The 23,282-nt window shown below is 67.7% G+C and carries 23 protein-coding genes and 3 pseudogenes; 7 read left to right on the forward strand and 19 right to left on the reverse strand.

The features are described from left to right. Positions 1–13: 13 nt before the first annotated feature. Positions 14–754, reverse strand: coding sequence for a carbon-nitrogen hydrolase family protein (locus QFZ69_RS13685; RefSeq protein ID WP_306918908.1), 741 nt, complete (start codon positions 752–754; stop codon positions 14–16). A gap of 9 nt (positions 755–763) precedes the next feature. Then, positions 764–1,273, reverse strand: coding sequence for a hypothetical protein (locus tag QFZ69_RS13690; protein ID WP_306918910.1), 510 nt, complete (start codon positions 1,271–1,273; stop codon positions 764–766). A gap of 115 nt (positions 1,274–1,388) precedes the next feature. Here QFZ69_RS13690 and QFZ69_RS13695 point away from each other — a divergent pair, with 115 nt between their 5' ends. Further along, on the forward strand, positions 1,389–2,624 hold the full coding sequence (locus tag QFZ69_RS13695; protein WP_306918913.1) for a heparan-alpha-glucosaminide N-acetyltransferase domain-containing protein: 1,236 nt from the start codon (positions 1,389–1,391) through the stop codon (positions 2,622–2,624). A 34-nt stretch (positions 2,625–2,658) separates the two neighbouring features. On the opposite strand, the gene QFZ69_RS13700 is transcribed toward QFZ69_RS13695, so the two are convergent. From QFZ69_RS13700 to QFZ69_RS13780, 16 genes and pseudogenes are all read right to left on the reverse strand, one after another. Further along, positions 2,659–3,141 (reverse strand): hypothetical protein, encoded by a 483-nt coding sequence (locus QFZ69_RS13700; RefSeq protein WP_306918915.1) that lies wholly within the window; start codon positions 3,139–3,141, stop codon positions 2,659–2,661. Positions 3,142–3,146: 5 nt separating this feature from the next. Further along, positions 3,147–3,905 (reverse strand): 4-hydroxy-tetrahydrodipicolinate reductase, encoded by a 759-nt coding sequence (gene dapB, locus QFZ69_RS13705; RefSeq protein WP_306918917.1) that lies wholly within the window; start codon positions 3,903–3,905, stop codon positions 3,147–3,149. A 68-nt stretch (positions 3,906–3,973) separates the two neighbouring features. After that, the gene (locus QFZ69_RS13710; protein WP_306918919.1) at positions 3,974–4,459 is read right to left on the reverse strand and encodes a molybdenum cofactor biosynthesis protein MoaE; all 486 of its coding nucleotides are present in this window, start codon (positions 4,457–4,459) and stop codon (positions 3,974–3,976) included. Then, complete coding sequence (locus QFZ69_RS13715; protein ID WP_306918921.1) at positions 4,449–4,961, reverse strand: MogA/MoaB family molybdenum cofactor biosynthesis protein; 513 nt, start codon at positions 4,959–4,961, stop codon at positions 4,449–4,451. Before QFZ69_RS13715 ends, QFZ69_RS13710 begins: the two co-directional genes overlap by 11 nt. Continuing rightward, the gene (gene moaC / locus QFZ69_RS13720) at positions 4,958–5,383 is read right to left on the reverse strand and encodes a cyclic pyranopterin monophosphate synthase MoaC (RefSeq protein ID WP_306919689.1); all 426 of its coding nucleotides are present in this window, start codon (positions 5,381–5,383) and stop codon (positions 4,958–4,960) included. Before moaC ends, QFZ69_RS13715 begins: the two co-directional genes overlap by 4 nt. 128 nt (positions 5,384–5,511) lie before the next feature. Continuing rightward, positions 5,512–6,736, reverse strand: a pseudogene (gene glp / locus QFZ69_RS13725) (gephyrin-like molybdotransferase Glp). 76 nt (positions 6,737–6,812) lie between these two features. Then, positions 6,813–8,375: a molybdopterin-dependent oxidoreductase gene (locus tag QFZ69_RS13730; protein ID WP_306918925.1), complete on the reverse strand. Its 1,563-nt coding sequence runs from the start codon at positions 8,373–8,375 to the stop codon at positions 6,813–6,815. Between the two features lie 89 nt (positions 8,376–8,464). Then, positions 8,465–9,664, reverse strand: coding sequence for an MFS transporter (locus tag QFZ69_RS23360; RefSeq protein ID WP_373461897.1), 1,200 nt, complete (start codon positions 9,662–9,664; stop codon positions 8,465–8,467). 207 nt (positions 9,665–9,871) lie between these two features. After that, the gene (locus QFZ69_RS13745; RefSeq protein WP_306918927.1) at positions 9,872–10,861 is read right to left on the reverse strand and encodes a cyclase family protein; all 990 of its coding nucleotides are present in this window, start codon (positions 10,859–10,861) and stop codon (positions 9,872–9,874) included. Beyond that, complete coding sequence (locus QFZ69_RS13750) at positions 10,858–11,115, reverse strand: hypothetical protein (protein ID WP_306918929.1); 258 nt, start codon at positions 11,113–11,115, stop codon at positions 10,858–10,860. The genes QFZ69_RS13745 and QFZ69_RS13750 overlap by 4 nt, the downstream gene beginning before the upstream one ends. 11 nt (positions 11,116–11,126) lie before the next feature. Next, positions 11,127–12,464 carry a TRAP transporter large permease subunit gene (locus QFZ69_RS13755; RefSeq protein ID WP_306918931.1) on the reverse strand — a complete coding sequence of 446 codons (1,338 nt, stop codon included), beginning with the start codon at positions 12,462–12,464 and terminating at the stop codon, positions 11,127–11,129. A gap of 81 nt (positions 12,465–12,545) precedes the next feature. After that, positions 12,546–13,337 (reverse strand): NAD(P)-dependent oxidoreductase, encoded by a 792-nt coding sequence (locus tag QFZ69_RS13760; RefSeq protein ID WP_306918933.1) that lies wholly within the window; start codon positions 13,335–13,337, stop codon positions 12,546–12,548. 21 nt (positions 13,338–13,358) lie between these two features. Next, the gene (locus QFZ69_RS13765) at positions 13,359–13,988 is read right to left on the reverse strand and encodes a methyltransferase (protein ID WP_306918935.1); all 630 of its coding nucleotides are present in this window, start codon (positions 13,986–13,988) and stop codon (positions 13,359–13,361) included. Positions 13,989–14,024: 36 nt separating this feature from the next. After that, positions 14,025–15,033 (reverse strand): annotated as a pseudogene (locus tag QFZ69_RS13770) (tripartite tricarboxylate transporter substrate binding protein). Positions 15,034–15,102: 69 nt separating this feature from the next. Continuing rightward, entirely contained in the window at positions 15,103–16,563 is a 1,461-nt protein-coding gene (locus QFZ69_RS13775; RefSeq protein WP_373461941.1) for a tripartite tricarboxylate transporter permease, read from the reverse strand. Between the two features lie 44 nt (positions 16,564–16,607). Continuing rightward, entirely contained in the window at positions 16,608–17,111 is a 504-nt protein-coding gene (locus tag QFZ69_RS13780; protein ID WP_306918941.1) for a tripartite tricarboxylate transporter TctB family protein, read from the reverse strand. Between the two features lie 121 nt (positions 17,112–17,232). On the opposite strand from QFZ69_RS13780, the gene QFZ69_RS13785 reads away from it, so the two are divergent. The 6 genes and pseudogenes from QFZ69_RS13785 to QFZ69_RS13810 all read left to right on the forward strand — a co-directional run bounded on the left by QFZ69_RS13785 (position 17,233) and on the right by QFZ69_RS13810 (position 22,724). After that, positions 17,233–18,042, forward strand: a complete 810-nt coding sequence (locus tag QFZ69_RS13785; protein ID WP_306918943.1) for an IclR family transcriptional regulator — start codon at positions 17,233–17,235, stop codon at positions 18,040–18,042. A 110-nt stretch (positions 18,043–18,152) separates the two neighbouring features. Next, a pseudogene (locus tag QFZ69_RS13790) lies at positions 18,153–19,202 on the forward strand (aldehyde dehydrogenase family protein). Between the two features lie 312 nt (positions 19,203–19,514). Continuing rightward, positions 19,515–20,669 (forward strand): GTP 3',8-cyclase MoaA, encoded by a 1,155-nt coding sequence (gene moaA / locus QFZ69_RS13795; RefSeq protein WP_306918945.1) that lies wholly within the window; start codon positions 19,515–19,517, stop codon positions 20,667–20,669. Between the two features lie 8 nt (positions 20,670–20,677). After that, a complete protein-coding gene (locus QFZ69_RS13800) occupies positions 20,678–20,944 on the forward strand; it encodes a MoaD/ThiS family protein (RefSeq protein WP_306918946.1) in 267 nt (88 codons plus the stop codon). 106 nt (positions 20,945–21,050) lie between these two features. After that, entirely contained in the window at positions 21,051–21,332 is a 282-nt protein-coding gene (locus QFZ69_RS13805) for a hypothetical protein (RefSeq protein ID WP_306918948.1), read from the forward strand. A 117-nt stretch (positions 21,333–21,449) separates the two neighbouring features. Next, positions 21,450–22,724: an MFS transporter gene (locus tag QFZ69_RS13810; protein ID WP_306919691.1), complete on the forward strand. Its 1,275-nt coding sequence runs from the start codon at positions 21,450–21,452 to the stop codon at positions 22,722–22,724. Between the two features lie 39 nt (positions 22,725–22,763). On the opposite strand, the gene QFZ69_RS13815 is transcribed toward QFZ69_RS13810, so the two are convergent. Further along, positions 22,764–23,249 (reverse strand): DUF1579 domain-containing protein, encoded by a 486-nt coding sequence (locus QFZ69_RS13815; RefSeq protein ID WP_306918950.1) that lies wholly within the window; start codon positions 23,247–23,249, stop codon positions 22,764–22,766. Positions 23,250–23,282: the final 33 nt, after the last annotated feature.

Raw genomic sequence — 23,282 nt, forward strand, 5'->3', positions numbered from 1 at the left:
GGCGTGATGAAGATCAAATCCGGGCGGCCGGGTGCAGCAGGATCGCGGTGAGCACCTCGGTGCCCGTCCCTGCGGCCCGCCGGATGACGAATCCGTCCGGGCCCCAGAAGCCGCTCTTCCCCGCGGAGGGCCCGAGCGGCGTGCTGCCGCCAAGGTTCGCGAGGACGCTGTACATCCGGTGGTCCATGGCCCGGGCGCCGAGATGAAGGTCCAGGCGCCGTCCCTCCGCAGCGGTGTACAGGCCAGAGACGGCGTAGACGTCCGCGCCTTCATCCGCAGCTGCGCCGGCGTGTGTCGGGTGGGCCGCGTCGTAACAGATGGCGAGGGCGACCCGCCAGCCATCGAGCTCCAGGACCGCTGCCCGCTCTCCCGCGGTAAACCATTCGGCCTCGGCACCGTGGAGCCACACCTTGAAGCTGCAGTCGACGCCGCCGGAGGGGCGCACCGCGAGGGAGGCCAGCCGCGGCGTGCCGTCCGGCTCTATGTAGGGCGCGCCGACGACCGCTGTGATTCCGGTCCGGCGGCAGATTTCGCGGATGCCGTCCAGCCGGCTGTCGGCAGGCGTGAGCCAGTGATCCGGGTCCGCCAGCCGCTCCAGTGCGTAGCCGGTCAGGGACAGCTCGGGGAAAATCACGAGCCTTGCGCCGTGGGCGTCCGCGTCCTCGATGAGGCGGACGTGTTCAGGGAGATTGGCCACGATGCCGCCGTCGATGGCCTGGTACTGGACGGCGGAGAGGGTCAGAGGCGTGGTCACCCTGCCATCCTAGGTGCGTCTCACGCCGCGCGCCGGGCCCCGAAGGACGACGCGGCCCCCGGCCGGCGCAACGTCCGACGACGCGGCCCCGGCCGGCGCAACGTCCGACCGCGCGGCGCCGGTCGGGGCAACGTCTGAACGCGCGGCAGCGTCCGACCGCGAAGCGTCCGACCGCGCGGACCCGGACTGGGCTGCACCGGGCGGGGTGGCACAGTACCGTCCGACGGCCGTTACGCGCAGGCCCTCGGCCCAGGCGGCGAGCCGTTGCGCGGCGCGCACGTAGTTGAAGAGTTCGGTGGGGGTAAGTGCATCGAGGTCGGTTTCAGCCAGCCGGCGGGCGAGCTCGGCCCCGGGCGCCTGGGCGGGGAGGGCAGTCCCCTCCTGCTGCCAGCGGCGGTCCTCCGCCGGCTCTCCGGCGACCAGCTGGCGGAAGAGGAAGTCCACCACCCCGGGGCTCATCGCCTTGAGCACTCCGGATGCCTCGTCCGGACGGAAATCGGGTTCTCGTGCTGTACTCATGGCCCCATAGTATTCGAACATATATTCGAACACAAGGCCTGTGCAGAGCCTGTGACTTCCTCGCGCCGGGCCCTGGGGCGGGTGCAGTCCCAGCCGGTCATGAGACGATCGGACCATGACCGCGCGCGGAACCACCCCTCCCTCCCGGACCGCAAAAGGCGGAGCGTCAGGGGTGCGGCTGGCAGGTATCGATGCCGCCCGCGGTCTGGCGCTCCTGGGAATGATGGCCACGCACGTGCTGCTCACCTTCGAGCGCGATGCGCAGCTCACGCCGACCTGGGTGGGACTCGTTTTTTCCGGACGGGCCTCGGCGCTTTTTGCCGTGCTCGCGGGAGTCGGGCTGGCTCTTTCCACCGGAAAGGAACGGCCGCTGCAGGGGCCCGAGCTATCGGCGGCGCGCCGGGGCATCGCGCTACGCGCCCTGGTGGTGGCCGCTGTCGGTCTCACCGTCGGCGGGCTCGAGCTGAACATCGCCATCATCCTGGTCCACTACGCCGTGCTGTTCCTTTGCGTGCTGCCGTTTCTCGGGCTGGACATCAAGCGCCTGCTGGTTCTCGCCGCGGGCTGGGTACTGGTCAGCCCGGTCATAGCCTTCCTGCTGCGCCCCTGGCTCCTCGCGGCCCAGCCTCCCCTTCAGCTGGGCCACAACCCGCAATGGGAGGATCTCTCCACGCCCGGCGTACTGCTTGGCGATCTCTTCCTGACCGGCTACTACCCCGTTTTCCAGTGGATCGCCTATCTGTTGATCGGTCTCGCCATCGGTCGGATGGCCCTCTCGACGGCGGCCGTGCCGGCACTGCTGCTGGCCGGAGGAACCGTCGTGGCGGTCCTGGCCAAGTGGTTCAGCGTCGTGATGATGGAGGACTGGGGCGGCCGGGCGGCCTTGCAGGCGTCCCTGCGCAACCCGTCCTATCCGCTCGAGAGCCTCCTGCAGGTCAACCTGTCCGGCGTGGAACAAACCGGCTCCGGCTGGTGGCTCGCCACCAGCGCCCCCCATTCCGGCACCACGCTGGACCTGGTGCACACCTCCGGGGTGGCCGCCGCCGTCGTGGGCTTCTTCCTGCTGCTGGGCCGGCTCGCCGAGTGGATCGAGCTGGATCTGCTGCTCCCGCTGCGGGGCGCCGGCGCCCTTACTTTGAGCCTTTACACGGCCCATTTGTGGGTCATGGCGACCCTCTACGAAAAGCCGCTCTGGGCCGGCTGGACGGTAGAAGGTGTCTACTGGGCGCAGGCGGCCGCCGTGTTGATTATCGGGTCGGTCTTCGCCGCGCTCTCGTGGCGCGGGCCCCTTGAATGGGTGGCGCATGCCGCCAACCAGCTCGGCCGGCAGCAGCCCGCCCGGGTCCGCTAACCATCCCCGGGCGCCTGGGCGCCAGGCGTGCCGGTCAGGCTGCGGGGGTTACGGCCCGGAACAGCTTGACGGCGTCGCGCATCGAGGCACGGGCCCGTTTGCGGTCACCCGAGGCGTCGTAGGCGCAGCTGAGCCGGAACCACGAGCGCCAGTCCTCCGGGGCCGCCTCCGCCTCGGCGCGGTATTTTTCAAATTCGAGGTCCGCGGCCTCCCGGATGATCCGGCCGGCGGGGGTCCGCGGCAGGGTGTCCTCCGGCAAGCCACCTTCGGCTTCGAGGATTTTCGCCATCTGCTCCGTGCGGGCGCCGAACAGCAACTCCCGGACCAGGGCCCAGGCCCCGACGAGCGGGAGGACAAGGTACGCCACGCCGATGGCCTTGGCCACCAGATTCGGGTCGGACATCAGCAGCACGGAACGCTGGAAGGACACCACCAGGTAGAACACCAGCAGCAGGGTGACGGCGCCGACCCAGATCTTGGTGCGGTTGGCTTTCAGGGCAGTCAGCACATTGGCCACGGTGTTCAGAGTCCCAGATCCAGGTAGCCGTCCAGGCCCACGGTGAGGCCCGGTCGCGCGGCAATGGTGCGTACACCCAGCAGCACGCCCGGCATGAAAGAGGCCCGGTCGAAGGAATCGTGCCGGAAGGTCAGCTGCTCCCCCGGCCCGCCGAGCAGGACTTCCTGATGGGCCACCAGGCCGCGGAGCCGGACGCTGTGGACGCGCACGCCGTCGACCTCGCAGCCGCGGGCGCCGGGAAGTCCGCTGGCAGTGGCATCCGGGCTGGCGGGGACACTGGCGGCAGCCCGCTCCGCTGCGATCAGCTGGGCCGTGCGCACCGCCGTTCCCGACGGCGCGTCCACCTTGTCGGGGTGGTGCAGTTCGATGATTTCCACCGAATCGAAGTACCTTGAGGCTTTGGCGGCGAAGGCGGACGCCAGAACCGAGCCGAGGGCGAAGTTGGGGGCAATCAGGACCCCGACGCCCTGCTGGCCGGCGAGGAGTTCCTCGAGCCGGGCCAGGCGGTCCGCGTCCCAGCCGGTGGTACCGACGACGGCGTGCATGCCGTGTTCGACGGCGAAGCGGACGTTGGCTTCGGTGCTTTCAGGGACTGTCAGGTCCACCACGATCCGGGCTCCGGCAGCCACGAGCGCGTCGAGGGAATCGTTCCGGCCGAGGGCCGCCACCAGTTTCAGGTCCGCGGCGGCTTCGACAGCCTTCACCGCTTCGGCGCCCATGCGCCCGTTAGCGCCCAGGACGGCGACTGCGAGTTGTTCGGTCATGCCATCAACCCTACCGCCGGGGCTCGCAGCCCCATGAACCGGGGTTCCCGCGTTACACGCTGCAGCTCCTACCCGCCGGCACCGACCCATTCCACCGTGCCGTCGGTAAAGAACTGTTCCTTCCAGATGGGAACCTGTGCCTTGATCCGGTCCACGAGCTCGGAGCAGACCTCAAAGGCCTGGCCCCGGTGCGCGGCCGAGACGGCGCAGACCAGCGCCGGGTCGCCGATCTCCAGCAGGCCGATCCGGTGCGCCGCCCAGATCCGTACCGGCTGGCGCGGCGCGCCGCCGGCATCACCGGCGGGGCTCCCGGCGGCCGCCTGCTCCGCGGCGAGGGCCGCGACGACGTCGGCCATCACCTGGTGCGCGGTGGGGTGCGCGCTGTAACTGAGCCGCTGCACCGGTTTGCCGCCGTCGTGGTTCCGCACCACGCCGCTGAAGCTGACCACCGCGCCGGCGGTGTCTGATTCGACCGCGGCGATGGCCTGGTCCACGGAGATCGGAGCGGCGCTCAGCACCGCGTGGACGACTTCAAATCCTGTGTCAGTGCCCATGGCTTCCTTCGAGCTGGTCGCAGAGGTGTCCGAGGACGGGATCCAGCACGCTCAGGCCTTCCATGACGCCCTTTGGGGATCCGGGGAGGTTGACGATGAACGTCTGGCCGGCCGCCCCCGCGTGGCCGCGGCTCAGCATGGCCATCGGGGTCTTGGCGGTTCCCGCGCTCCTGATTCCTTCCATGATGCCCGGGATCTCGCGGTCCAGCAGGGGCAAGGTCTCTTCCGGGGTGGCGTCGGTGGGGCTGAGGCCGGTCCCGCCGCTCGTGATGATGACGGCGGGCTGTTGGGTCAGGAGGGCGCGGAGGGCGGCGCCCACCGGTGCCCCGTCCGGGACCACGAGCGCCGGGAACGGCTCGAAGCCGTGTTCGGTGAGCCAGTCGATGATGACGGGGCCGGTGAGGTCCTCGTAGGCGCCGGAAGCGGCCCGGGTCGAAGCGATCACGACGCCGGCCTTCCGCCCGGTCGCTTCGCCGTGGCGGTGTGGTTCGGGCATGCTCATATGGTCCAGTCCCCGCTCTTGCCGCCGCTTTTGGCCAGCACTTTGATGTCCGTCAGGACCGCGTGCTTGTCCACGGCCTTGATCATGTCATACACGCTGAGCGCCGCCACCGAGGCGGCGGTGAGTGCTTCCATCTCGACGCCGGTGAGGCCGCGGGTCTTGACCGTGGCGAAGACGGTGACGGAGGCGGTGTCCAGTTCGAAGTCGACCGTGACCTTGGCGATCGGGAGCGGGTGGCACAGAGGGATGAGTTCGGGGGTCTTTTTGGCCGCCATGATGCCGGCGATCCGGGCGACGGCGAGCGCATCGCCCTTGGGCAGGTCGCCGGCGCCCAGGAGGGCCAGGACCTCGGCCGTGCTGTTGACCGTGGCGGTGGCGGTGGCTTCCCGCGTTGATTCGGCCTTGTTGGAGACGTCGACCATCTGGGCGGTGCCGTCCTGGCGGAGGTGGGTCAGGGCCGGCTTTCCGGTGGCCGCGTGTCCGGCGTCGGCATTTCCGGCCTCAATGTCATCGGCTGCCGGGTTTCCCGTTGCGGGGATTTCTGCATCGTTCACAACATCCATACTTCCACCTCTGCGCCTTCGGCGAGCGCGGCAATTCCTTCCGGCACATGGATCAGGGCATTGGAGTGCGCCAGGGCGGAGACCAGGTGCGAGCCCGCGCCGCCTTCCAGCCGGACCGTACCGTTCGGCTCCAGCGTGCCGCGCCGGACCTGGTGCTTGCCGCGGGGGGACGTCAGTGCTTCGGCCAGCCGGGCCCGGACGGCTGGACGCGGTGCGGGCGAGCCGAACAGCTCGCCCAGCACGGGGCCGAAGGAACATCTCGAAGGAGATGAGGCAGCTCACCGGGTTCCCCGGAAACCCGAGGACGGGGACGCCGTCGAACGTGCCGATCCCCTGCGGGCCGCCGGGCTGCATGGCGACGCCGAGGAATTCGACGTCCTGGCTTTCCATTGCCTGCCGGACCACTTCGTAGGCGCCCTTGCTGACGCCCCCGGTGGTGACGATGAGGTCCGCGTCCGGGGCATGCCGGCGCAGCAACCCGGCCAGTTCCTCGGGCCGGTCAGTGGAGATGCCGGTGCGGGTCACGTCGAGCCCGGCCTGGCGCATGGACGACTCGAGCAGGGTGGCATTGGAATCGTAGATCTTGCCGGGACCGAGGGGACTGCCTGGTTCCACGACTTCGTCCCCGGTGGTGACGAGCAGGATCCTCAGGGCGCGGTACACGGCGACCTCGGTGAGCCCGAGCGCGGCCAGCAGTCCCAGCTGTCCCGGCCCCAGGAACGTTCCGACGGCAAGCGCGGGTTCCCCGGCGCGGATGTCGCTGCCGGCGGCCCGGACGAAGTTCCCGGTGGGGGCGGACGGCAGGGTCACCGTGGCCAGCTCCCCCGGATAGGGGAAAGAATCGGGAACGGCCTGCTCAATGGGTACGACGGCGTCCGCTCCCGGCGGCATCATGGCCCCGGTCATGATGGGGGCAGCGGTGCCGGGGGCGAGGTTGTCCGGAGCGGCACCGGCGGGAATGGGCGCCACGACGCGCAGTTCCGTTCCGCCGCCGGCCACGTCCACGCTGCGGATGGCGAAGCCGTCCATCTGGGAGTTGGCGAACGGCGGGAGATCCACCGGAGCGACGACGTCGGCCGCGAGTCCCTGGCCGAGTGCCGCGAGCAGCGGGAGCCGTTCAATCCGGTCCGGAGTGCGGAGCGGGGCCAGCAGCCGGCGGACCGACTCCCGGTGCGCTTCCACGCTGACGCTGCGTGTCTGGGTGCGGTGCATAGGTTTCCTGACCCCTCGTTGTGAGCCTATTCCGGCTGTTGGTCCCGGCCCTTGGTCCTGACGCGAGTCCGGCTCGCTAGGACTTCACGTCCACTGTAACCGTGTGATAGCCGGTGGCTCCGCTGGGCGCTACCGGGGCGCGGTCCTCCACCTGCGGGGCGCCGTCGAGGTCGATGGCCCGGACCTGCACCTCGTACTGTCCCGGGGTGAGCTGCAGGGCCAGCTTCCACTGATACCACGTGTCTTTGGAGATGCCGGGCGCCAGGTCGGCCTGCTGCCAGTCGCCGCGGTTGACCCGCAGCTCCACCTTGCCGATGCCGGTGTGCTGGGCCCAGGCGACGCCGCCGAATGCCACCTCGCCGGCGGAGACGGAGCGTCCGCCGCGGGGAACGTCGATGCGGGAGGAGGTCTTGATCGGGCCGCGCTCGCTCCAGCCCCGCGGCGTCCAATAGGCAACGTCATCCGCGAAGCGGGTCACCTTCAGCTCGGTGACCCATTTCGTCGCCGAGACGTAGCCGTAGAGGCCGGGAACGATGAGGCGCGCGGGGAAGCCGTGTTCCAGCGGCAGCGGCTCACCGTTCATGCCGACGGCCAGGAGCGCATCCCGGTTGTCCGTCAGCACCTCCAGCGGGGTGCCAGCGGTCCAGCCGTCCGTGCTGCGGGAGAGCACCATGTCCGCGCCGGCTTGGGGTCCCGCCAGCGCCAGCAGGTCACGGACCGGCCAGCCCAGCCAGCGGGCATTGCCGATCAGGTCTCCGCCCACTTCGTTGGAGACGCAGGCGATGGTCACGTGCCGTTCAACCATGGGCTTGGCCAGCAGTGCGGCGAAGTCAAGTTCGATTTCGCGCTCCACGAGGCCGGTGACCTTCAGCTGCCATTCGCCGGGGTCCACCACCGGGACCCGCAGCGCGGTGTCGATCCGGTAGAAGTCCTTGTTGGGGGTCACGAGCGGGCCGATGCCGTCCAGCCGCAGTTCGGCTCCTGCCGGGACCGGCGGGGCGGGAGAAGCGGGCGCCGGGAGCACGAGCTTGCTCCGCAGCTCGCTGACGACGGCGGCGGCACCCCTCACAGTGGCGGCGAGCACCGCGCCGAGGGCGGCGACGGCGGCCGTTCCGCCGAGCATCCGGAGGAAGCGCCGGCGCGCGGGGTCGCCGGCCTGGGCCTGCCATTCCCCCAGCCGCCCGATCAGCCAGCGCAGCAGGGCGATGCCCAGCGCCGCGACCAGCAGCGGGATGGGGATCGCGGTCGCGGTCGCCTCGGCCCGCCCCAGCACCGCCACGAGACCCACGGCTCCGAAGACCGCAATGACGGCGACCCCGGCGAAGCGGCGACGCAGCTCAAGGATCCCGGACAGGGCCGCCAGCCCGGCAATCGCAAGGGCCATGCCGGCCAGCAGCGCCACCTTGTCGGCGGTGCCGAACAGCGCGATCGCCCAGTCCTTGACCGCCGGCGGCACGGCGTCGATCACCGCGCCCCCGACGGCGGTCACCGGCGAGACGGAAGGGCTCAGGAGGCCGGCGGCGACCTCGCCCAGCACCACGCCGGTACCGACCGCCACGACGCCTGCCGCCGCGGCCCACCAGCGGAGCTGCCGGTTTCCGCTGGGCGCGGCGGGCGGCGCTGTCTGGAGCGTGTTCATGTCTCCAGCATAGGTTCGGCGGCGCGCCGCGGCACGGCATCGACAGGCCCTCGTACGGACTCGCATCTTCTCGCTCGCCCAGCGGAGCGTCAGGTCTTCCTGTCGTCCGGTTTCCTGCCGACGTCGGATCCTGCAATAACGGAGAGGGCGCCGAGCAAGACGGCGGCATTAGTCCAGAAGATGCCCAGGACTCCGAAGGGCGCGGCCAGAGTTCCCACGGCGAGGGGCATTGAAATCTGGGCCAAGCGGTTTGCCGCCAAGCGAAGCCCAAGGACTGCCCCGTGGCGGGAGGGGTCCGTCAGCGCTATCACCCAAGCCATGGTCAAAGGTTGCGGTATCCCCAAGCCAAGTCCCAGGCCGATCATGACAGCTATTGCACCGTACGGCCCCACGAGCGGAAGCGCTATCAATGCCAGGACCGCGGTGGTGATTGAGATGATGAGGACGGCCTTGCGGCCAAACCTGCCGATAAGCCTGGCCAGACCCAGCCTGCTCAACACCGAGACAGCGGCCCGCAACGCCAGCAACAGACCAACCACGGGTGCCCCGATGTTCTTTTCCGTGGCCCACACCGGTACGAAGGCGTACATCAGGTCCACGGTGACCAACACCGCCGCACTGACCGCGAGTGACCGCCACAGACCTGGTGAGGCGATAAGCCGGCCTGTGGCCGAAGCCGTGGAAGCATGCCGCCGTCTTTGGGACCGCAGCCTTGCGTCAGCGCCACGGAGGAAGAAGTAGGGCGGGGCCCCCAGCAGGGTGAATGCCAGACAAACCAGCAGCCCCAAGCCCGTGTCGGGAAGGGCCCCGCTGCTGCCTGCGCCGAAAGATGCCACAACCGTGACGGCCGGTGGTCCGATGAGCTGGCCTATGGACGCCGCGGCAGTGAGAGCTCCGAAGGCGCTGTCCCTGGAATCCGCTGTGCTGGCATGGGCGACGAAGGTCTGCTGTCCCACCATCACCAGAAGGTGGCCCAGGCCGACGAGGGCGCTTGCGGCCAATAGTGCGGGCAGGCCAGGGACCATGAGCATGGCCGCGGTGCCTGCCGCCGCCGTGAGCAGGCCTGCAACCGCCATGCCGGTTCCGCCGAACCGGTCGGCGATGCGTCCTGCCGGCAGTGCCGCCAGCAGGGCAGGTAAGGCGAAGCTCGAGGCGAGCGCGCCCAGGAAAGCCGGATCTGCACCGCTCGCCAGCGCCCGGTAGCCGATGATGAGCCGGATGCCAGTCCAGGCGGCCTGCGCCAGAACAGCCTGGGTGCTGAGGATCAGCCGCCAGGGATTCCTGCTCAATGGGTGGGCGGAATGTTTTTGGTCCCGCCGGGGTGCCGGGCACTGTCACTCATACTTTTCCTTCACCGCCTGGTTCCGCTTTGTTAGGCCGCATCCCGCTGAGGGGCGCCGACCGCTCGGGATCACCGGGACGAGCGTCAAGGGTGAGCGTACCCTCGCGCAAAGAAGGGAGCGAGTGGGCTGTTTCGGATCGGCACTTCGTTCCGGTCAGGTTAATGCGGTGGCATTGGCGGGCGAGCCGGTGCCTCCGGTGATATTCAGTGGTTTGATGCTGATGAAGGCGTCCCAGCAGCCGGTGGTTTTCATGTGCCGGCTGAGGGGGCCGAGTTTCCAGAGTTCGCCGAGGGGCATGCCGAGTTTGGCGAGGAGTTGCTGGTGCATCATGCCGTGATCGTTCGGGGCCGAGAGCTGGAAGGGGCTTTCGGGCACGACGGGCAGGCATTCGAGGGCAAAGTTGTCGGCGGCGATCACTGCGAGCTGGTTGTCCCAGGCCCAGGCGACGAAATCCTGCGACTGGGTGATGCCGCTGGCCCGTCGGCTGTCCCGAGTCCGTTGTTTTTCCTCCGGAGTCAGGGCCAGGAACCATTCGCACCAACCCGTGTGGAGCATGAGGATGTCACCCGGGCGGATGCTGAGGGACTGGGCCGCTATGGCTGTCTGGACCAGGTTCAGGGTGAGCGGTTCTCCGCCTGCATGGTCTATCGGCTCGCCCAGAACGTTACGGTACCCGTCGAGGTCGACCAGGATTCCCCTGCCGGCGATAGGGTTTTCTGCCCATTCCTGGATGCCGAGTTCCGGGGTGCCTTCCCGGACCTGGTCGTCCGGGGTGCCGTTATAGAAGCCGATGTCGTCTGCCCGGCGGTGCCGGAGCCCGTCGATTTGTGTGGATCCCTGAAGGTAGTACCCGTCCAGGTAGTCGTCGCGGTGGGCCGGGTGCGAGGAGTAGATGGTGTGCCGCGGGGCTGTGCGTTTGAGTGACATTCCGGGATCGAAGGCATCGGCCGGGTAGTCCAGGCCGAAGACCTTTCCGGTCCTGATGCAGTTCCTGGCCTCCAGGATGGCGTCCTGGCTGATGAAGGAAGGCGTTCCGCGGTGCGGTGCGGGGAACAGCCCCCAGGAGGTCCCGGCGAGCCTGCCCTCCCGTTCCAGGAGCCCCGCGAACGTCGGGTAGGTTCCGGCCTCGGTGGTGCTTGTCATCGCGTTGTTGCTTCCTGGGGGGTCTGTCCCTGTATCTGGCGGGGTTTGTAGCTCAGGAGGAAGCCTGCGATCGCGCAGACGGACGCCGCGATGCACATCGGGGGCTTGACGGATTCGTTGAAAAACGCCAACCAGCCACCCTGTCCGGCGATCAGGGCGAGGGCCTGCCCTGTCACAAACAGCACCCCGCCCAGCAGGAGGGCTGCCAGGGTATGGACGAAGATGACTTCGACGGTTCTTCTGGTCTTGTACATGTCTTGGTTCCTTAGATCGGCAGGATGCCGAGGATGATCAGCACGCCGATGCCGAGCAGTGGCAGGGCGTAGTGGGTGAGCAGGCGGGCGAAGGTTTTGATCGGGTCCACGTCGGCGATGCCGCAGGCGACATACAACGGGGCGCCTCCCGGGGGAACCGCGGCTTCGCAGGAGGAGAAGACCAGCACTGCGACGGCTGCGGTGGTGGCCGGAACGCCGGCGGCAACGAGTGTGGCGACGCCAACGGTTCCGACAGCGGCCATGGTGGCCGTCGCGGACAGCGGTGCGGCCACGGCGATGACGATCAGCCCGATCAGGATGGCGAGCAGCCACAGGGGCAGGTTCATCTGGTTGAGCAGGGCGGTCATCTGCTTGGGGAGGCCGGTGGCGGCGAGGGCGTTGGCCCCGGCGAAGGCGAAGACGACCGTGACGCCGACGACGCCGAACCTGGGTGCGGAGTGTTGCAGGAGCGCCCACCAGGCACGGCCGTTGCCCGGCAGCCGTTTCCTGCCCAGGAGGGCCCCGGTGATGATCAGGACGACCGGGATCCAGACGATGACGCTGACGGTCTTGGTGATGTCCCCTCCGGTCCAGTCGGAAAGTGCCGTCGCGGCGGCGCCGGAGGTGATGATCAGCGGGATGGCCACCACGACGAACAGCAGGGTCGTGGCCCAGCCGCGTCCGAAGGCTGTCCGGACGGGCAGCCGGTGTGCTGGGTCCAGTGGGGTCATCCCGCTTTTGCGGACCAGCAGCCAGGTGACGATCAGCCGGTGCAGGAAGCACCACAACCCGCCGATGAGCAGGGGAAGGACGAGTTCATTGACGTCCAGCAGGGGCCCGACAGTGGCGGATCCGACGAGGACGAACATGGAGGCACTGAACGGGAACGTGATGCCCATTCCCGCATTTCCGGCGACGAGCGTCGCCGCCGACGGCTTGTCGAGGCGGGATTTTTCCATCCAGGGGATGGTCACGGAACCCACTGTCGCGGCGATCGCTGCCTGGTTGTGGACGACCCCGCCCAGGCCGGCGGACGCCACGGTCGAGACCCAGGCGGGTCCGCCCTTGACGCCGCCGATCAGGGAGTTCAGCAGGTCGATGAGCCGGTCCAGCACACCGGTTTTGTCCAACAGGTATCCCATGAAGACGAACGCCATGGTGGCATAGACGATTTCGTCGGTCACGGCCGAGTAGAGCGCGGCACCTCCGGTCTGTGCCGCGGCGGGCCCGGTGAACGGGAGCACGACCAGGAAGCCGAGGATCATGGCCTCTCCGACGCTGCGTTTGATCACCGTCGTCCATAGCAGAATGACCGTCAGGTAGGCTCCGAGTGCCCAGATGCCGATCATGCTGCTGCTCCTGACGGGGATTTCTTTGCTGGTGGAAGGTTCACCGTTGATTCCTGTCCCTGATTCTGCCTGATGCCGGGATCAGCGCAAGGCCGGTGCCGTCGGTGCGGTTTCCGCGGCGATGCGCGTGAGTGCCGCCGCAGAGGCGGTGGTCATCTCCGCAGGAACGCCGAGGTCGGAGGACAGGTAGCTGGCAGTGTCCTGCATTTCCCGGGAGCGCCTCAGGGCGTGCTTGGCTGTGCCGGTAAGCCACCGGTCGATGACTGCCTGGCCGTCACCGGCCAGCTGCCGGGCAATCTGGGCGCGGATCCAGTCCTCCAGGCCGGCGGCCCGTCCGGCGGTGACGGCTTCGACAACCACGGAAGCCATGCCTTTCATCAGGACGCTGCGGAGGAGTTTGTGGGCCATCGCTGCCCCGGGTTCCCCGTCGGCTATCTCGATGTCCGCGCCCAGCGGGGCCAGCAGGTCAGCGACTGCCCGGGATCCCGGGCCGCTGACCATCAGAGGTGTCTTCACACCCTGCGTGGGCACAGGGCCGAGGATGGCCACATCGACGAACAAGGCCTGGCTGGGCAGCTGACCGAGTTCCCGCATGACGTGCGGTGAGGAGGAGGTGAAGTCTGCGTAGCAGCTGCCAGCCGGCAGTACCGGCAGACATTCCTGTGCGACGCTGCGGGCGGCGGCGGCTCCGGTGAGGACCAGAACGACGTCGGCGCCGATGCAGGCTTCGGCTGCGGTTGCCGCACGGGTTACGCCGGCCGGGGTGGAGGGAGCGACGGGATCAAATCCCGTTACGCTGTGGCCTGCGGCGGTGAGGGCGGCCGCATAGGTGGCTCCGGCCTCACCGAGGCCGATGACGGTGCACGCTGTCATGATTTTTCTGTCTTTCTTACTTTAGTGGCGGGCGGCGACGATGGAGCGCCGGCGGTTGGTTTCGTCGGCGAAGACGGCTTCGGCGGCGTCTGCCACGTTGGCTGCCTGCTCCCTCGGGATGACGACGATGCCGTCGGAGTCTCCGATGATGATGTCGCCGGGCAGGACCGGAACTCCGCCGAAGGCGATGGGCGTGCCCAGGCGCGAGGGGCCATTCTTGTAGGGTCCTGCAGGGGTGATGGCGCGGGCGAATACCGGCATGCCGATTTCGCCGAGGGCTTCGGCGTCGCGGGCCGCCCCGTCCAGAGCGAATCCGGCGATGCCGAGGTTGATCGCCCGTTCTCCGATGAGTTCCCCGAGCAGGGCCCTGGATTCATCCCCGCCGCCGGCGACGACGACGACGTCTCCCGGGCGGGCGGATTCCAGCGCGCGGTGGATGCCCTGGTTGTCTCCGGGGCGGGTCCAGACGGTGAAGGCTGGCCCGGAGAAGCGGGCGCCGGGCCAGATGGCCTGGATGGCTGAGTCGGCGACTCCCAGGCGGTCCATGGCGTCGCCGATGTTGGCGGCGGGCAGTTTGGCGAGTCGGTCGATCACGTCCTGCTCAGGGCGGGGGAAATCGGGGTCGAAGGCTTCAAGGACGGGAGTTGTCATGGTGGATTCTTCCGTGAGTGGCGTTTGGCGGGAGGATTAGTCTTTTTTCTGGACCAGCGGGAGGACCTTCTTGAAGTCCTCTTCCTGTCCGGCCCAGAACTGCTCGTAGTCAGCGCCGTTGAGGTAGCTGGTCTGCAGGCCGAGGTCGTTCATCTTCTGCACCACGGTCGGGTCCTCGATGGCCTTCTGAAGGGCAGCTTCGAGCTTCTTGGCTACGGCATCGGGCAGTCCGGCCGGTGCGGAGTAGCCGCGGGCGGTTCCCGCTTCAACCTCGTAGCCGGATTCCTTGAACGTAGGGACGTCCGGCAGCGAGGGTGAGCGTTCGGCGGTCATGATGCCCAGGACGCGGGCCTTGCCCTGTTTGGTCAGGTCGTTCACGTCGCTGACGTTCGCGACGAGGATGTCCACGTGCTTGCCCAGGAACGCGGTTGTGGCCTGCGAGGCGCCTTCGGAGAAGTGCACCGGGGCGAACTCGGCGCCGGTGGTTTCCTGGATCTGGGCCAGGGCGAAGTGTTCACCGGTCTGCAGGCCGGTGGTGCTGGCGGTCATCGACTTCGGGCTGGCCTTGGCGGCGTCCAGGAGGTCCTTCAGCGTCTTGTAGGGGCTGTCGGACTGCACGGCGATGACGGCGGGGTCGATGACCTGCCGGCCGAGGGGCTGGAAGCTGCTGCGGGTGTATTTGGCGCCGCGGGAGGGATCCAGCGGTGAGACAACCACGGACGGGGAGCCTGTCGCGCCGATGGTGTAGCCGTCGGGCTTGGCGCTGGTGAGCTGGGTGTAGCGCGATCTGTCCGCCGGCGCCGGGCTTGTTGATGACCTCGACGTTGGTGCCGAGTTCTTTTTCCAGGATCGGCTGGACGAGGCGGGCTGCGGTGTCGACTGCTCCGCCGGAGGAGAAGGCCACGACAAGATCAATGGACTTGCCCTTTTTCGGGAAGTCGTCCCCGGCGGCGGCGGGGGTGGCGCCGGGGGTGGCGCCGCAGCCGGTGACGGCGATGAGGGTTGCTGCTGCGAAGGCGGCGGCGATGCGGGTGCGGGTGATCATGGTTCTTCTCCTTTGAAGGGGGGCGTGTCTGGGTGTGCTTGTGGAATGCCGGTGGGCGGGAGGGGTGGTTTAGGTTTCGGGGTCTTCGTTCAATGCCTTGGGCTTACGGAGCTTGAGCAGCGGGCTGAAGACGATCAGCATTCCGAGGCCGATCAGGACTGTGGAGATGGGGCGGTTGACGAAGATGCCGAAGTCGCCCTGGGAGATTTCGAGGGATTCGCGCAGTGATCGTTCCATCAGCGGTCCGAGCACCAGGGTCAGCACCATCGGGGCGAGAGGAATGTCCAGGTGCCGCAAGGCGAGCCCGAGGAGTCCGAAGCCGATCATGACGAACACATCGAAGACGCTGAAGTTGATGGTGTAGGCGCCGATGACCATGAAGAGCAGGATCAGTGCGGTCAGGATCGACGACGGTACGCGGAGGATGGAGGTCCAGAGGCCCACTAGCGGGACGTTCAGCAGCAGCAGGATCAGGTTGCCGATAAAGAGGCTGGCGATGATCGCCCAGGCGATGTCCGAGTTTTCCGTGAACAGGGTCGGGCCTGGGGTGAGGCCCTGCTGGAGGAAGGCTCCCATCAGGACGGCGATCGTTGGGGAAGCCGGGATGCCGAGCGTGAACAGGGGGATCAGTGCGGCGTTCGCGTGGGAGTTGTTGGCCGTCTCAGGGCCTGCAACGCCCTCGATAGCGCCCTTACCGAGTTCATTGCGGTGGCGGGAGAACTTCTTCTCGGCGCCGTACGCCAGCAAAGAGGATACCGAACCGGTCATGCCGGGGATAAGGCCAAGACCGAAGCCGATGCCGGTACCGCGGGCCATGGCCGGAGCGCTCCGGCGCCATTCCTTGCCCGTGGGCAGCAGCGAACGAAGGCCAGGAGCGTGAATCTTGGGAGTCTCAGTCCCTTTTCGGTACGAAAGCAGCTCCGAGAGTCCGAAGACACCAACGATCACAGCGACGAAGCTGACACCATCCAGGAGCCGGTCCATCCCGAAAGTAAAGCGCGGGGCGCCAGCAACGGGGTCGATGCCGACCATGGAAATCAGCAGGCCCAGGGCGCCGGAGATAACGGCCTTGACCATCGATTTGCCCGCCAGGGCGACCAGCAGGGAGATGCCCACCACCATCAGGGCGAAGAATTCAGGTGGTCCGACGAGCAGACCCAGCTCACCGAGCGGTTTGGCGGCTGCAACCAGACCGATTGTCGCTACCGTCCCCCCGACAAAGGACCCGACGGCGGCAATGGTCAATGCCGCCCCCGCTTTGCCCATCTTCGTCATGGCGTAGCCGTCGATGGTGGTGATCGCCGATGCCGCTTCACCGGGGGTGTTCAGCAGGACGCTGGTGATCGTTCCCCCGTAGGCGGTGCCGTAGAAGATGGCGCACAGCATGATGATCGCGCCGGTCGCGTCCAGATTCAGCGTCAGGGGAATCAGAAGGGCCACACCGGCGACAGGGCCGATGCCGGGAAGGACGCCAATGATCGTGCCCAAGAGGCAGCCAACAAAGGCGAACAGGAGGTTCTGCCAGGTCATGGCGGCGGCGAAACCGCCGAGCAGGTCATTGAAAATATCCACGTCTAGAATCCGATCGTGTTCAGCAAGGGGAAGGCAGACACCGGCAGCGAAACGTTCAGGCCGTAGTTGAAGGCATAGAACGCGCCGACGCTTCCGGCCAGGGCGATGATCAGCGAGGAGATCCAGGTTCTCCCGCCGCGCAGCTTCAGGTGGTACATGAGGAACAGGAACATGCTCAGCTGAAAGCCGAGCAGGTCCATAACGGCCGCAAGGACGGCCAAACTCACTACGACGGCGATCACGAGGCCGCGGTCAGCGCCCTCGGCTGCCTCGCTGGGCCGCCGCAGCTCCTGAATGAGCCAGATGATGGACATCGAGACCAGGACTCCGCCCATGGCGAACGGGAACAGCCCGGGCCCGGGGCCCAGCGACGTCCACAGTCCCAGCTCGATCGAACTGATCAGCACGTATGTGCCCACGGCCACGAACGCACCGATACCCACAAGTACCGACGGAGCGACACGGGCCGTGCGGTCGGGGCTTGTCATTACTGACTCCGTTGTCATTGTTTCCTTCTTAAGTTCTGTAGGCCTTCATTTCATAGAATGAAAGATTATTGCGTCTGAAGAAATAGTGACAGGAGACACAAACTCTGTCAAGCGCAATGAAGTTACATAGAATGAAAATATGACGGTGACATCGACGCACTCAGCCAGCTCTGCCGAGAGCGGCCCGAAGGCCGGCAACATGCGCTCCCTGTCCAGGGCGATGGAGGTCTTTGCCGAACTCCAGCGCGCGGAGCGGCCCCAGCGGCTCAGCGACCTGGCCAGGACCTGCGGCATGAGCCTGCCGACCACGCTGCGGATCCTGCGGGTCCTGCAGGACTTCGGCATGGTCAGCCAGACCGACAAGTCCTACCGGATCGGGCCCGCGGTCCTGCCGGCGGCACGAAGCTATCTGGAGAACGACCCCCTCGTTGTTGCCGCCCGGCCGATACTTCAACAGGTCGCAGCCCAGACAGGGCTGACGGCATCGCTTTATACGAGACTCGGCTTCGAAAGAATCCTGGTCGCACGCGTCGACGGCGACTCGCCCCTACGGTATGACCTGCCACTGGGCAAGCGGCTCCCCCTTACAGTCGGGGCGGCAGGCAAAATCCTGCTGGCGTCAGCCTCCTCAGCCCCCGGGGAAGAACTGCAGCAGGTTGTAGCTGCCGCCATTGCTGCGGGCCACGAAGAGCCCACGTTTACGGTCGAGGAACTCCGCGCACGCCTGCCCGAACCCGGGGTCGACTATGCCTACTCGGCGGACGAGCGCGCCACAGGCGTGCTCTCGGTCGCCGTTGCTGTCCCCAACAAGGCGGGTCGGCCCAGCGAATCCATCGCTCTGACCAGCCCCGTGGAGACCGCCACCGAAGCCGGGCTCAAGGCCGGCATTCCGGAACTCCGGCGTGCCGCCGGCCGGCTCTCGGAGCTCCTGACGGGCACTGTCTACTAGTCCGGGTTCGCCGCACCGAGCAGTGCGACTGACCGACGCGCCGTGCGTCAGGGTCCCGGCAAGCGGCCGCAACAGAGGTTACGAGGCCGGGATGCCGATGATCGACATGTTTGACAGACACTCGGAGGCGTGCGAGCACGCGGAAGATCGCCCCCGCGGTTGCCGCCGGCTGCACCATGGTCCTCAAACCCGCCAAGCTCATCCCGCTCACATCGCAACTTTTCGCCGCCGTCATGCAGGAAGCGGGCCTCCCCGCCGGGGTCCTGAATGTTATCGCTTCCACATCAGCCGGTGCTACCACGGGACCGCTGATCAAGGATTCCCGGCTTCGAAAGCTTTCCTTCACCGGGTCCACCGAGGTAGGCCGGCGGCTGCTGGCGGACGCGTCGGAGACGGTGCTGCGGACCTCGATGGAGCTCGGCGGGAACGCCCCGTTCGAGGGTGTTCGAGGATGCCGACGTTGACGCCGCGGTCGCGGGGCGATGCTGGCAAAGCCGTGGAACATGGACGAGGCCTGCACCGCGGCGAACAGGTTCATTGTGCACGAGTCCGTCGCGGACGAGTTCGCGGCAAAGTTCGCGACGAAGTTGGCGGATATGATCACCGCCCGCGGCAGCGAACCGGAGTCCAAGGTGGGTCCGCTGATCGACGCCAAAAGCCGGGACAAGGTGCACGAACTTGTCAGTGATGCCGTGGCATCCGGGGCTGTGGCCGTGGCCGGCGGCGGGCCGGTGGATGGGCCGGGGTACATCTACCAGCCCACCATCCTCATAGGCGTCACCGAGGGCACCCGGATCCTGTCCGAGGAAATCTTCGGGCCCGTCGCGCCGATCATCACCGTCACCAGCGAGGACGATGCCGTGCGGCTGGCCAACAACACCGAATACGGCCTGGTCGCCTACGTCTTCACGAAGGACCTGAACCGCGGCATCCGGATGGGCGAACGCCTCGAAACCGGCATGCTCGGCCTGAACGCCGGAGTCATCTCCAACGCCGCGGCCCCCTTCGGCGGCGTCAAGCAGTCCGGCCTCGGCCGCGAAGGCGGCCTCGAAGGCATCGAGGAATACCTCTACACCCACTACATCGGCATCGCCGACCCCTACGCCGTACATCTAACCTGCGCCGCGAAGCCACATACACAAGGCAGCGGCAGGGCGTGACTAAGTCAAGCATGCGGTGCGGATTTCGAACGCCGGCTATAGAGAGCATGGCCACTATTGGGTACGCCGCGGTCAAAGGTGTCTGACGGGGCCTCGAAGAGGCCTGCCAGACAGTGCAACTGACGGGGCTTCTATTCCGATTGCCTTTGGGTCGCGGGACCACGTGGCACTTCGGCGGTAGTCGACGCGAACCCTGCGAACCGCCGCGCCGGTCCCCTCAATGATTGGGAAGAAAGATTCAAGCTCCGCTGAGGGCCTGTGCAATGGAGTAACGGGAGTGATGCTTGCCGCAAGGTGGCGTAGCCTGATTTTATGAGTGTTCAGCTTGGCATGCCCCAGCCCCGTGGAGGAACCGGCTCCACCGGTGACGGTTCCGGCGCGGGCTCGACCGGAACTCCGCCGCTGCCCGGCCGCCCGGCCGGGATGCCCGCCGGACTCGTGGACCGGTACGGCCGCCGCGCCACCGACATGCGCCTGTCGCTGACCGACAAGTGCAATCTGCGCTGCACCTACTGCATGCCCGCCGAGGGCCTGGAGTGGCTGGCGAAGCAGGCCGTCATGTCCGCGGCGGAAATTATCCGGATCGTGCACATTGGGGTCGATCAGCTGGGGGTGCGTGAACTCCGGCTGACCGGTGGCGAACCGCTGGTCCGGGCCGATCTGCTGGACATCATTTCCGCGCTCCGCCAGGCCCACCCGGAACTCCCGATCTCCATGACCACCAACGCCGTCGGCCTGGACAAGAAGGCAGCCGGGCTCAAGGCCGCCGGGCTATCGCGGATCAACGTTTCGCTTGATTCCCTGCATGAGGAAACCTTCGCCAAGCTCACGCGCCGCCCCTTCCTGGACAAGGTCCTCGCCGGCGTGGACGCTGCGTGGTCCGCCGGGCTGGGTCCCGTCAAGCTCAACGCGGTGCTGATGCGCGGCATCAACGATGCCGAGTCCCCCGCACTGCTGGCCTGGGCCCTGGGCCGCGGCTACGAGCTGCGCTTCATTGAACAGATGCCGCTCGACGCCGACCACGGCTGGACGCGCCGGAACATGATCACCGCCGCGGAAATCCGCGAGCTGCTCTCCGTCGACTACGTGCTCAGCGCCGATCCGCGGGACCGCGACGGCGCCCCGGCGGAGCGCTTCGAGGTCCGGGCACGGGTGCCCGGCACCGCCGGCGCCACCGGGCCGGTACTGGGAACCGTGGGAATCATCGCCTCCGTCACGGAGCCGTTCTGTTCAGACTGCCGCCGGACCCGGATCACGGCCGAAGGCAAGATCATGAGCTGCCTGTTCTCCCGCGAAGAGGTGGATCTGCTGGGACTGTTGCGCGAAGGCGCCAGCGACGAACAGCTGGCCGAACGCTGGCAGGACGCCATGTGGATCAAGCCCAAGGCCCACGGCATGGACCATGTGGGGCTGGACGCCCCGGACTTTGTCCAGCCGGACCGCAGCATGAGCGCCATCGGAGGCTGAGTAACCCCATGAATGTACGTTACTTCGCTGCCGCGCGCGCTGCCGCCGGCGTGGAAGAGGAACGCTTTGAGCTGTCCGACGGCGACACCCTTGCGTCGCTGCTCGAGGCGATCCTCGCCGTCGAGCGTCCGGATCCGCCCGCGGGGACGCCGCCGCTGGCGCGCATCCTGTCCCGCTCCAGCTTCCTGCTCAACGAGGTTGCCGTGCGGGACCGTAGTGCGGCGCTGAAGTCGGCCGACGTCGTGGACGTGCTGCCGCCCTTCGCCGGCGGCTAGCCTCCTCCGGCACCCACCTTTTCGGGGCTAGCGTGCGGGCCCCTGCCCGGCCTAGCGTGGTTAAATCCCGGCAGCGACGGGACAACAGCCAAGAGGAGTGAGTGCGGTGTACACCTTGCAGATCGAGCACGGCATCAAGGATTTTGACATGTGGAAGGCGGCCTTCGACCGCGATCCGGCGAACCGCGCGGCCTCCGGGGTTACGGCGCACCGGATCAGCCGGCCGGTAGACGACCCGCGCTCAGTGCTGGTCGAACTCGACTTCGGGCAGCCCGGGCAGGCCGAGGCCTTCCTGGCCAAGCTGCAAGCGACGGTCTGGAACTCCCCCGAGGCCGCGCCCGCCCTTCTGGGGGCTCCGAAAACCCGGATCCTGGAGTCCGCAATGTGATGGCGCGCGCGCGTCCCGCGGCGGCCGCTTCGGCCGCTTCCAGGACAAGGCGTAGCGCCGCGGTGACGAGGGGACGAGAATGGGCACGTGCTACCACTTCGCCCGGACGGCGACGCGATGAACGCCGCCTCCCGCAAGATTCAGCGCATCTATCTCACGTTGACGCTGGGCAACACCCTCGCGGCCTCGTTCATCTGGGGAATCAACACCCTCTTCCTGCTGGATGCCGGACTCAGCAACCTCGAGGCCTTTGCCGCCAACGCCTTCTTCACGGCCGGCATGGTCCTCTTCGAGGTGCCCACCGGAGTGATTGCCGACGGGTGGGGGCGCCGCGTTTCGTTCCTGCTGGGCACCGTGACCCTGGCGGCGTCGACCTACCTCTACTACCTGCTCTGGCAGCTGTCCGCCCCGTTCTGGTCCTGGGCAGTGGTGTCGGTCCTGCTCGGTCTGGGTTTCACCTTTTTTTCGGGTGCGGTCGAGGCCTGGCTCGTCGACGCGTTGCGCTTCTCGGGATACGAAGGCGGGCTCGAGCCGGTGCTCGGGCGCGGACTGATGGTTTCTGGCGTCGCGATGCTGGGCGGTTCGGTGGCCGGCGGCGTGATCGCACAGGCCACCGACCTCGGGGTGCCGTTCCTGCTGCGCGTGGGCGTGCTGCTGGCCATGTTCGTCGTGGCCTTTTGGCTCATGCGCGACGTTGGCTTCACCCCCGAACGCTCACCCCATCCCCTCCGGGCGACCCGGGCCGTACTCTCCGCCTCGGTCGAGAACGGCCTGAAGAACCCGCCGGTGCGTTTCGTGATGCTGGCCGCCCCGTTCAGCGCCGGCGTCGGGATCTACGTGTTCTACGCCCTGCAGCCGTACCTCCTTGAGCTCTTCGGCGACCCTCACGCGTATTCCGTGGCGGGCCTGGCTGCGGCAATCGTCGCCGGGGCGGAGGTGCTCGGCGGCTGGATCGCGCCCCGCATCCGGCGCCTTGTCCGCAAGCGCACGACGGTGTTGATCCTGAGCAGTCTCGGCGGGTCCCTGATTCTGGTGGTGCTCGGGTTCACCCGGGTGTTCTGGGTTGCCCTGGTGCTGTTGGCGCTCTGGGCCGTGGTGTCCTCGGCGGGCACCCCGGTGCGGCAGGCCTATCTGAACGACATGATCGCCTCGAAGCAGCGGGCAACCGTGCTCAGCTTCGACTCACTCATGGGATCAAGCGGTGGCGTGGTGGTGCAGCCGGCGCTCGGGCGGGCGGCCGATGTGTACGGCTACCCGGCGTCGCTGGCGATCAGCGGCGTGATCGAGTTGATCGCGGTGCCGTTCCTGCTGGCGAGCCGGAGGCAGCATGCCCCGGCCGACCAGGCGAACGCCCCGGCCAGCGCGCCGAACGCGGGATCCCAGCCGTTATAGGGATGGGTATCGTCTGCAGCGGGCACCTCCTGGCGCCGCTCAGGCCGGAGCCGGAGCGGTCTCGGGGACGCGCCTGCAGACCGAGGTCAGGAACGGGGTGAATTCGCTCGCGGTGCCCAGCCGGAGCCCGGCACTGTGGGTCAGGACGCCGTCGTCCACCCGGAAGGTGTGCCGGGCGATGCCCCTCTCACTGCGTCGCTCGACGGTGAGGGTTCCCTCGCGCCAGCTGGCCCGCGCCGGCGGCTCTGGCGGAAGGCCCAGGCTGTTGACGTGGTACCAGAGGGTGTCGGGCCGGTCCTTGTCGACAGTGAACACCCCATGGCCTTCGGTACGGCTTCCGTCCGCCTCGGTATGGCGGTAGCTGGCAGTAACCGCCAGGCCGGCCGCCGCGCGGGCAAAGGAAATCGCGACCTCGGCAGTGCGCGCGGGTCCCCAGGGCGTGGCCTCCCACTGCGTGATGCCGGCCCAGTGCCCCAGGAAAGCTTCGAGCGCCGCATGCGCGCTGCCCGGCAGCGGACGGTCCATGTTTTCCTTCCAGGCAGGTCCCCCCGAGTGGCC

Origin of the sequence: Arthrobacter sp. V1I7, assembly GCF_030817015.1 — a bacterium.
Lineage (GTDB): Bacteria > Actinomycetota > Actinomycetes > Actinomycetales > Micrococcaceae > Arthrobacter.

What these genes read in the sequence shown, in the direction of transcription:
- QFZ69_RS13690 (WP_306918910.1), bottom strand. Translation starts at nt 1,273, where the DNA reads ATGAGTACAGCACGAGAACCCGATTTCCGTCCGGACGAGGCATCCGGA.
- QFZ69_RS13695 (WP_306918913.1), top strand. Translation starts at nt 1,389, where the DNA reads ATGACCGCGCGCGGAACCACCCCTCCCTCCCGGACCGCAAAAGGCGGA.
- dapB (WP_306918917.1), bottom strand. Translation starts at nt 3,905, where the DNA reads ATGACCGAACAACTCGCAGTCGCCGTCCTGGGCGCTAACGGGCGCATG.
- QFZ69_RS13710 (WP_306918919.1), bottom strand. Translation starts at nt 4,459, where the DNA reads ATGGGCACTGACACAGGATTTGAAGTCGTCCACGCGGTGCTGAGCGCC.
- QFZ69_RS13715 (WP_306918921.1), bottom strand. Translation starts at nt 4,961, where the DNA reads ATGAGCATGCCCGAACCACACCGCCACGGCGAAGCGACCGGGCGGAAG.
- moaC (WP_306919689.1), bottom strand. Translation starts at nt 5,383, where the DNA reads ATGGTCGACGTCTCCAACAAGGCCGAATCAACGCGGGAAGCCACCGCC.
- QFZ69_RS13730 (WP_306918925.1), bottom strand. Translation starts at nt 8,375, where the DNA reads ATGAACACGCTCCAGACAGCGCCGCCCGCCGCGCCCAGCGGAAACCGG.
- QFZ69_RS13745 (WP_306918927.1), bottom strand. Translation starts at nt 10,861, where the DNA reads ATGACAAGCACCACCGAGGCCGGAACCTACCCGACGTTCGCGGGGCTC.
- QFZ69_RS13750 (WP_306918929.1), bottom strand. Translation starts at nt 11,115, where the DNA reads ATGTACAAGACCAGAAGAACCGTCGAAGTCATCTTCGTCCATACCCTG.
- QFZ69_RS13755 (WP_306918931.1), bottom strand. Translation starts at nt 12,464, where the DNA reads ATGATCGGCATCTGGGCACTCGGAGCCTACCTGACGGTCATTCTGCTA.
- QFZ69_RS13760 (WP_306918933.1), bottom strand. Translation starts at nt 13,337, where the DNA reads ATGACAGCGTGCACCGTCATCGGCCTCGGTGAGGCCGGAGCCACCTAT.
- QFZ69_RS13765 (WP_306918935.1), bottom strand. Translation starts at nt 13,988, where the DNA reads ATGACAACTCCCGTCCTTGAAGCCTTCGACCCCGATTTCCCCCGCCCT.
- QFZ69_RS13775 (WP_373461941.1), bottom strand. Translation starts at nt 16,563, where the DNA reads ATGACCTGGCAGAACCTCCTGTTCGCCTTTGTTGGCTGCCTCTTGGGC.
- QFZ69_RS13780 (WP_306918941.1), bottom strand. Translation starts at nt 17,111, where the DNA reads ATGACAACGGAGTCAGTAATGACAAGCCCCGACCGCACGGCCCGTGTC.
- QFZ69_RS13785 (WP_306918943.1), top strand. Translation starts at nt 17,233, where the DNA reads ATGACGGTGACATCGACGCACTCAGCCAGCTCTGCCGAGAGCGGCCCG.
- moaA (WP_306918945.1), top strand. Translation starts at nt 19,515, where the DNA reads ATGAGTGTTCAGCTTGGCATGCCCCAGCCCCGTGGAGGAACCGGCTCC.
- QFZ69_RS13800 (WP_306918946.1), top strand. Translation starts at nt 20,678, where the DNA reads ATGAATGTACGTTACTTCGCTGCCGCGCGCGCTGCCGCCGGCGTGGAA.
- QFZ69_RS13810 (WP_306919691.1), top strand. Translation starts at nt 21,450, where the DNA reads ATGAACGCCGCCTCCCGCAAGATTCAGCGCATCTATCTCACGTTGACG.
- QFZ69_RS13815 (WP_306918950.1), bottom strand. Translation starts at nt 23,249, where the DNA reads ATGGACCGTCCGCTGCCGGGCAGCGCGCATGCGGCGCTCGAAGCTTTC.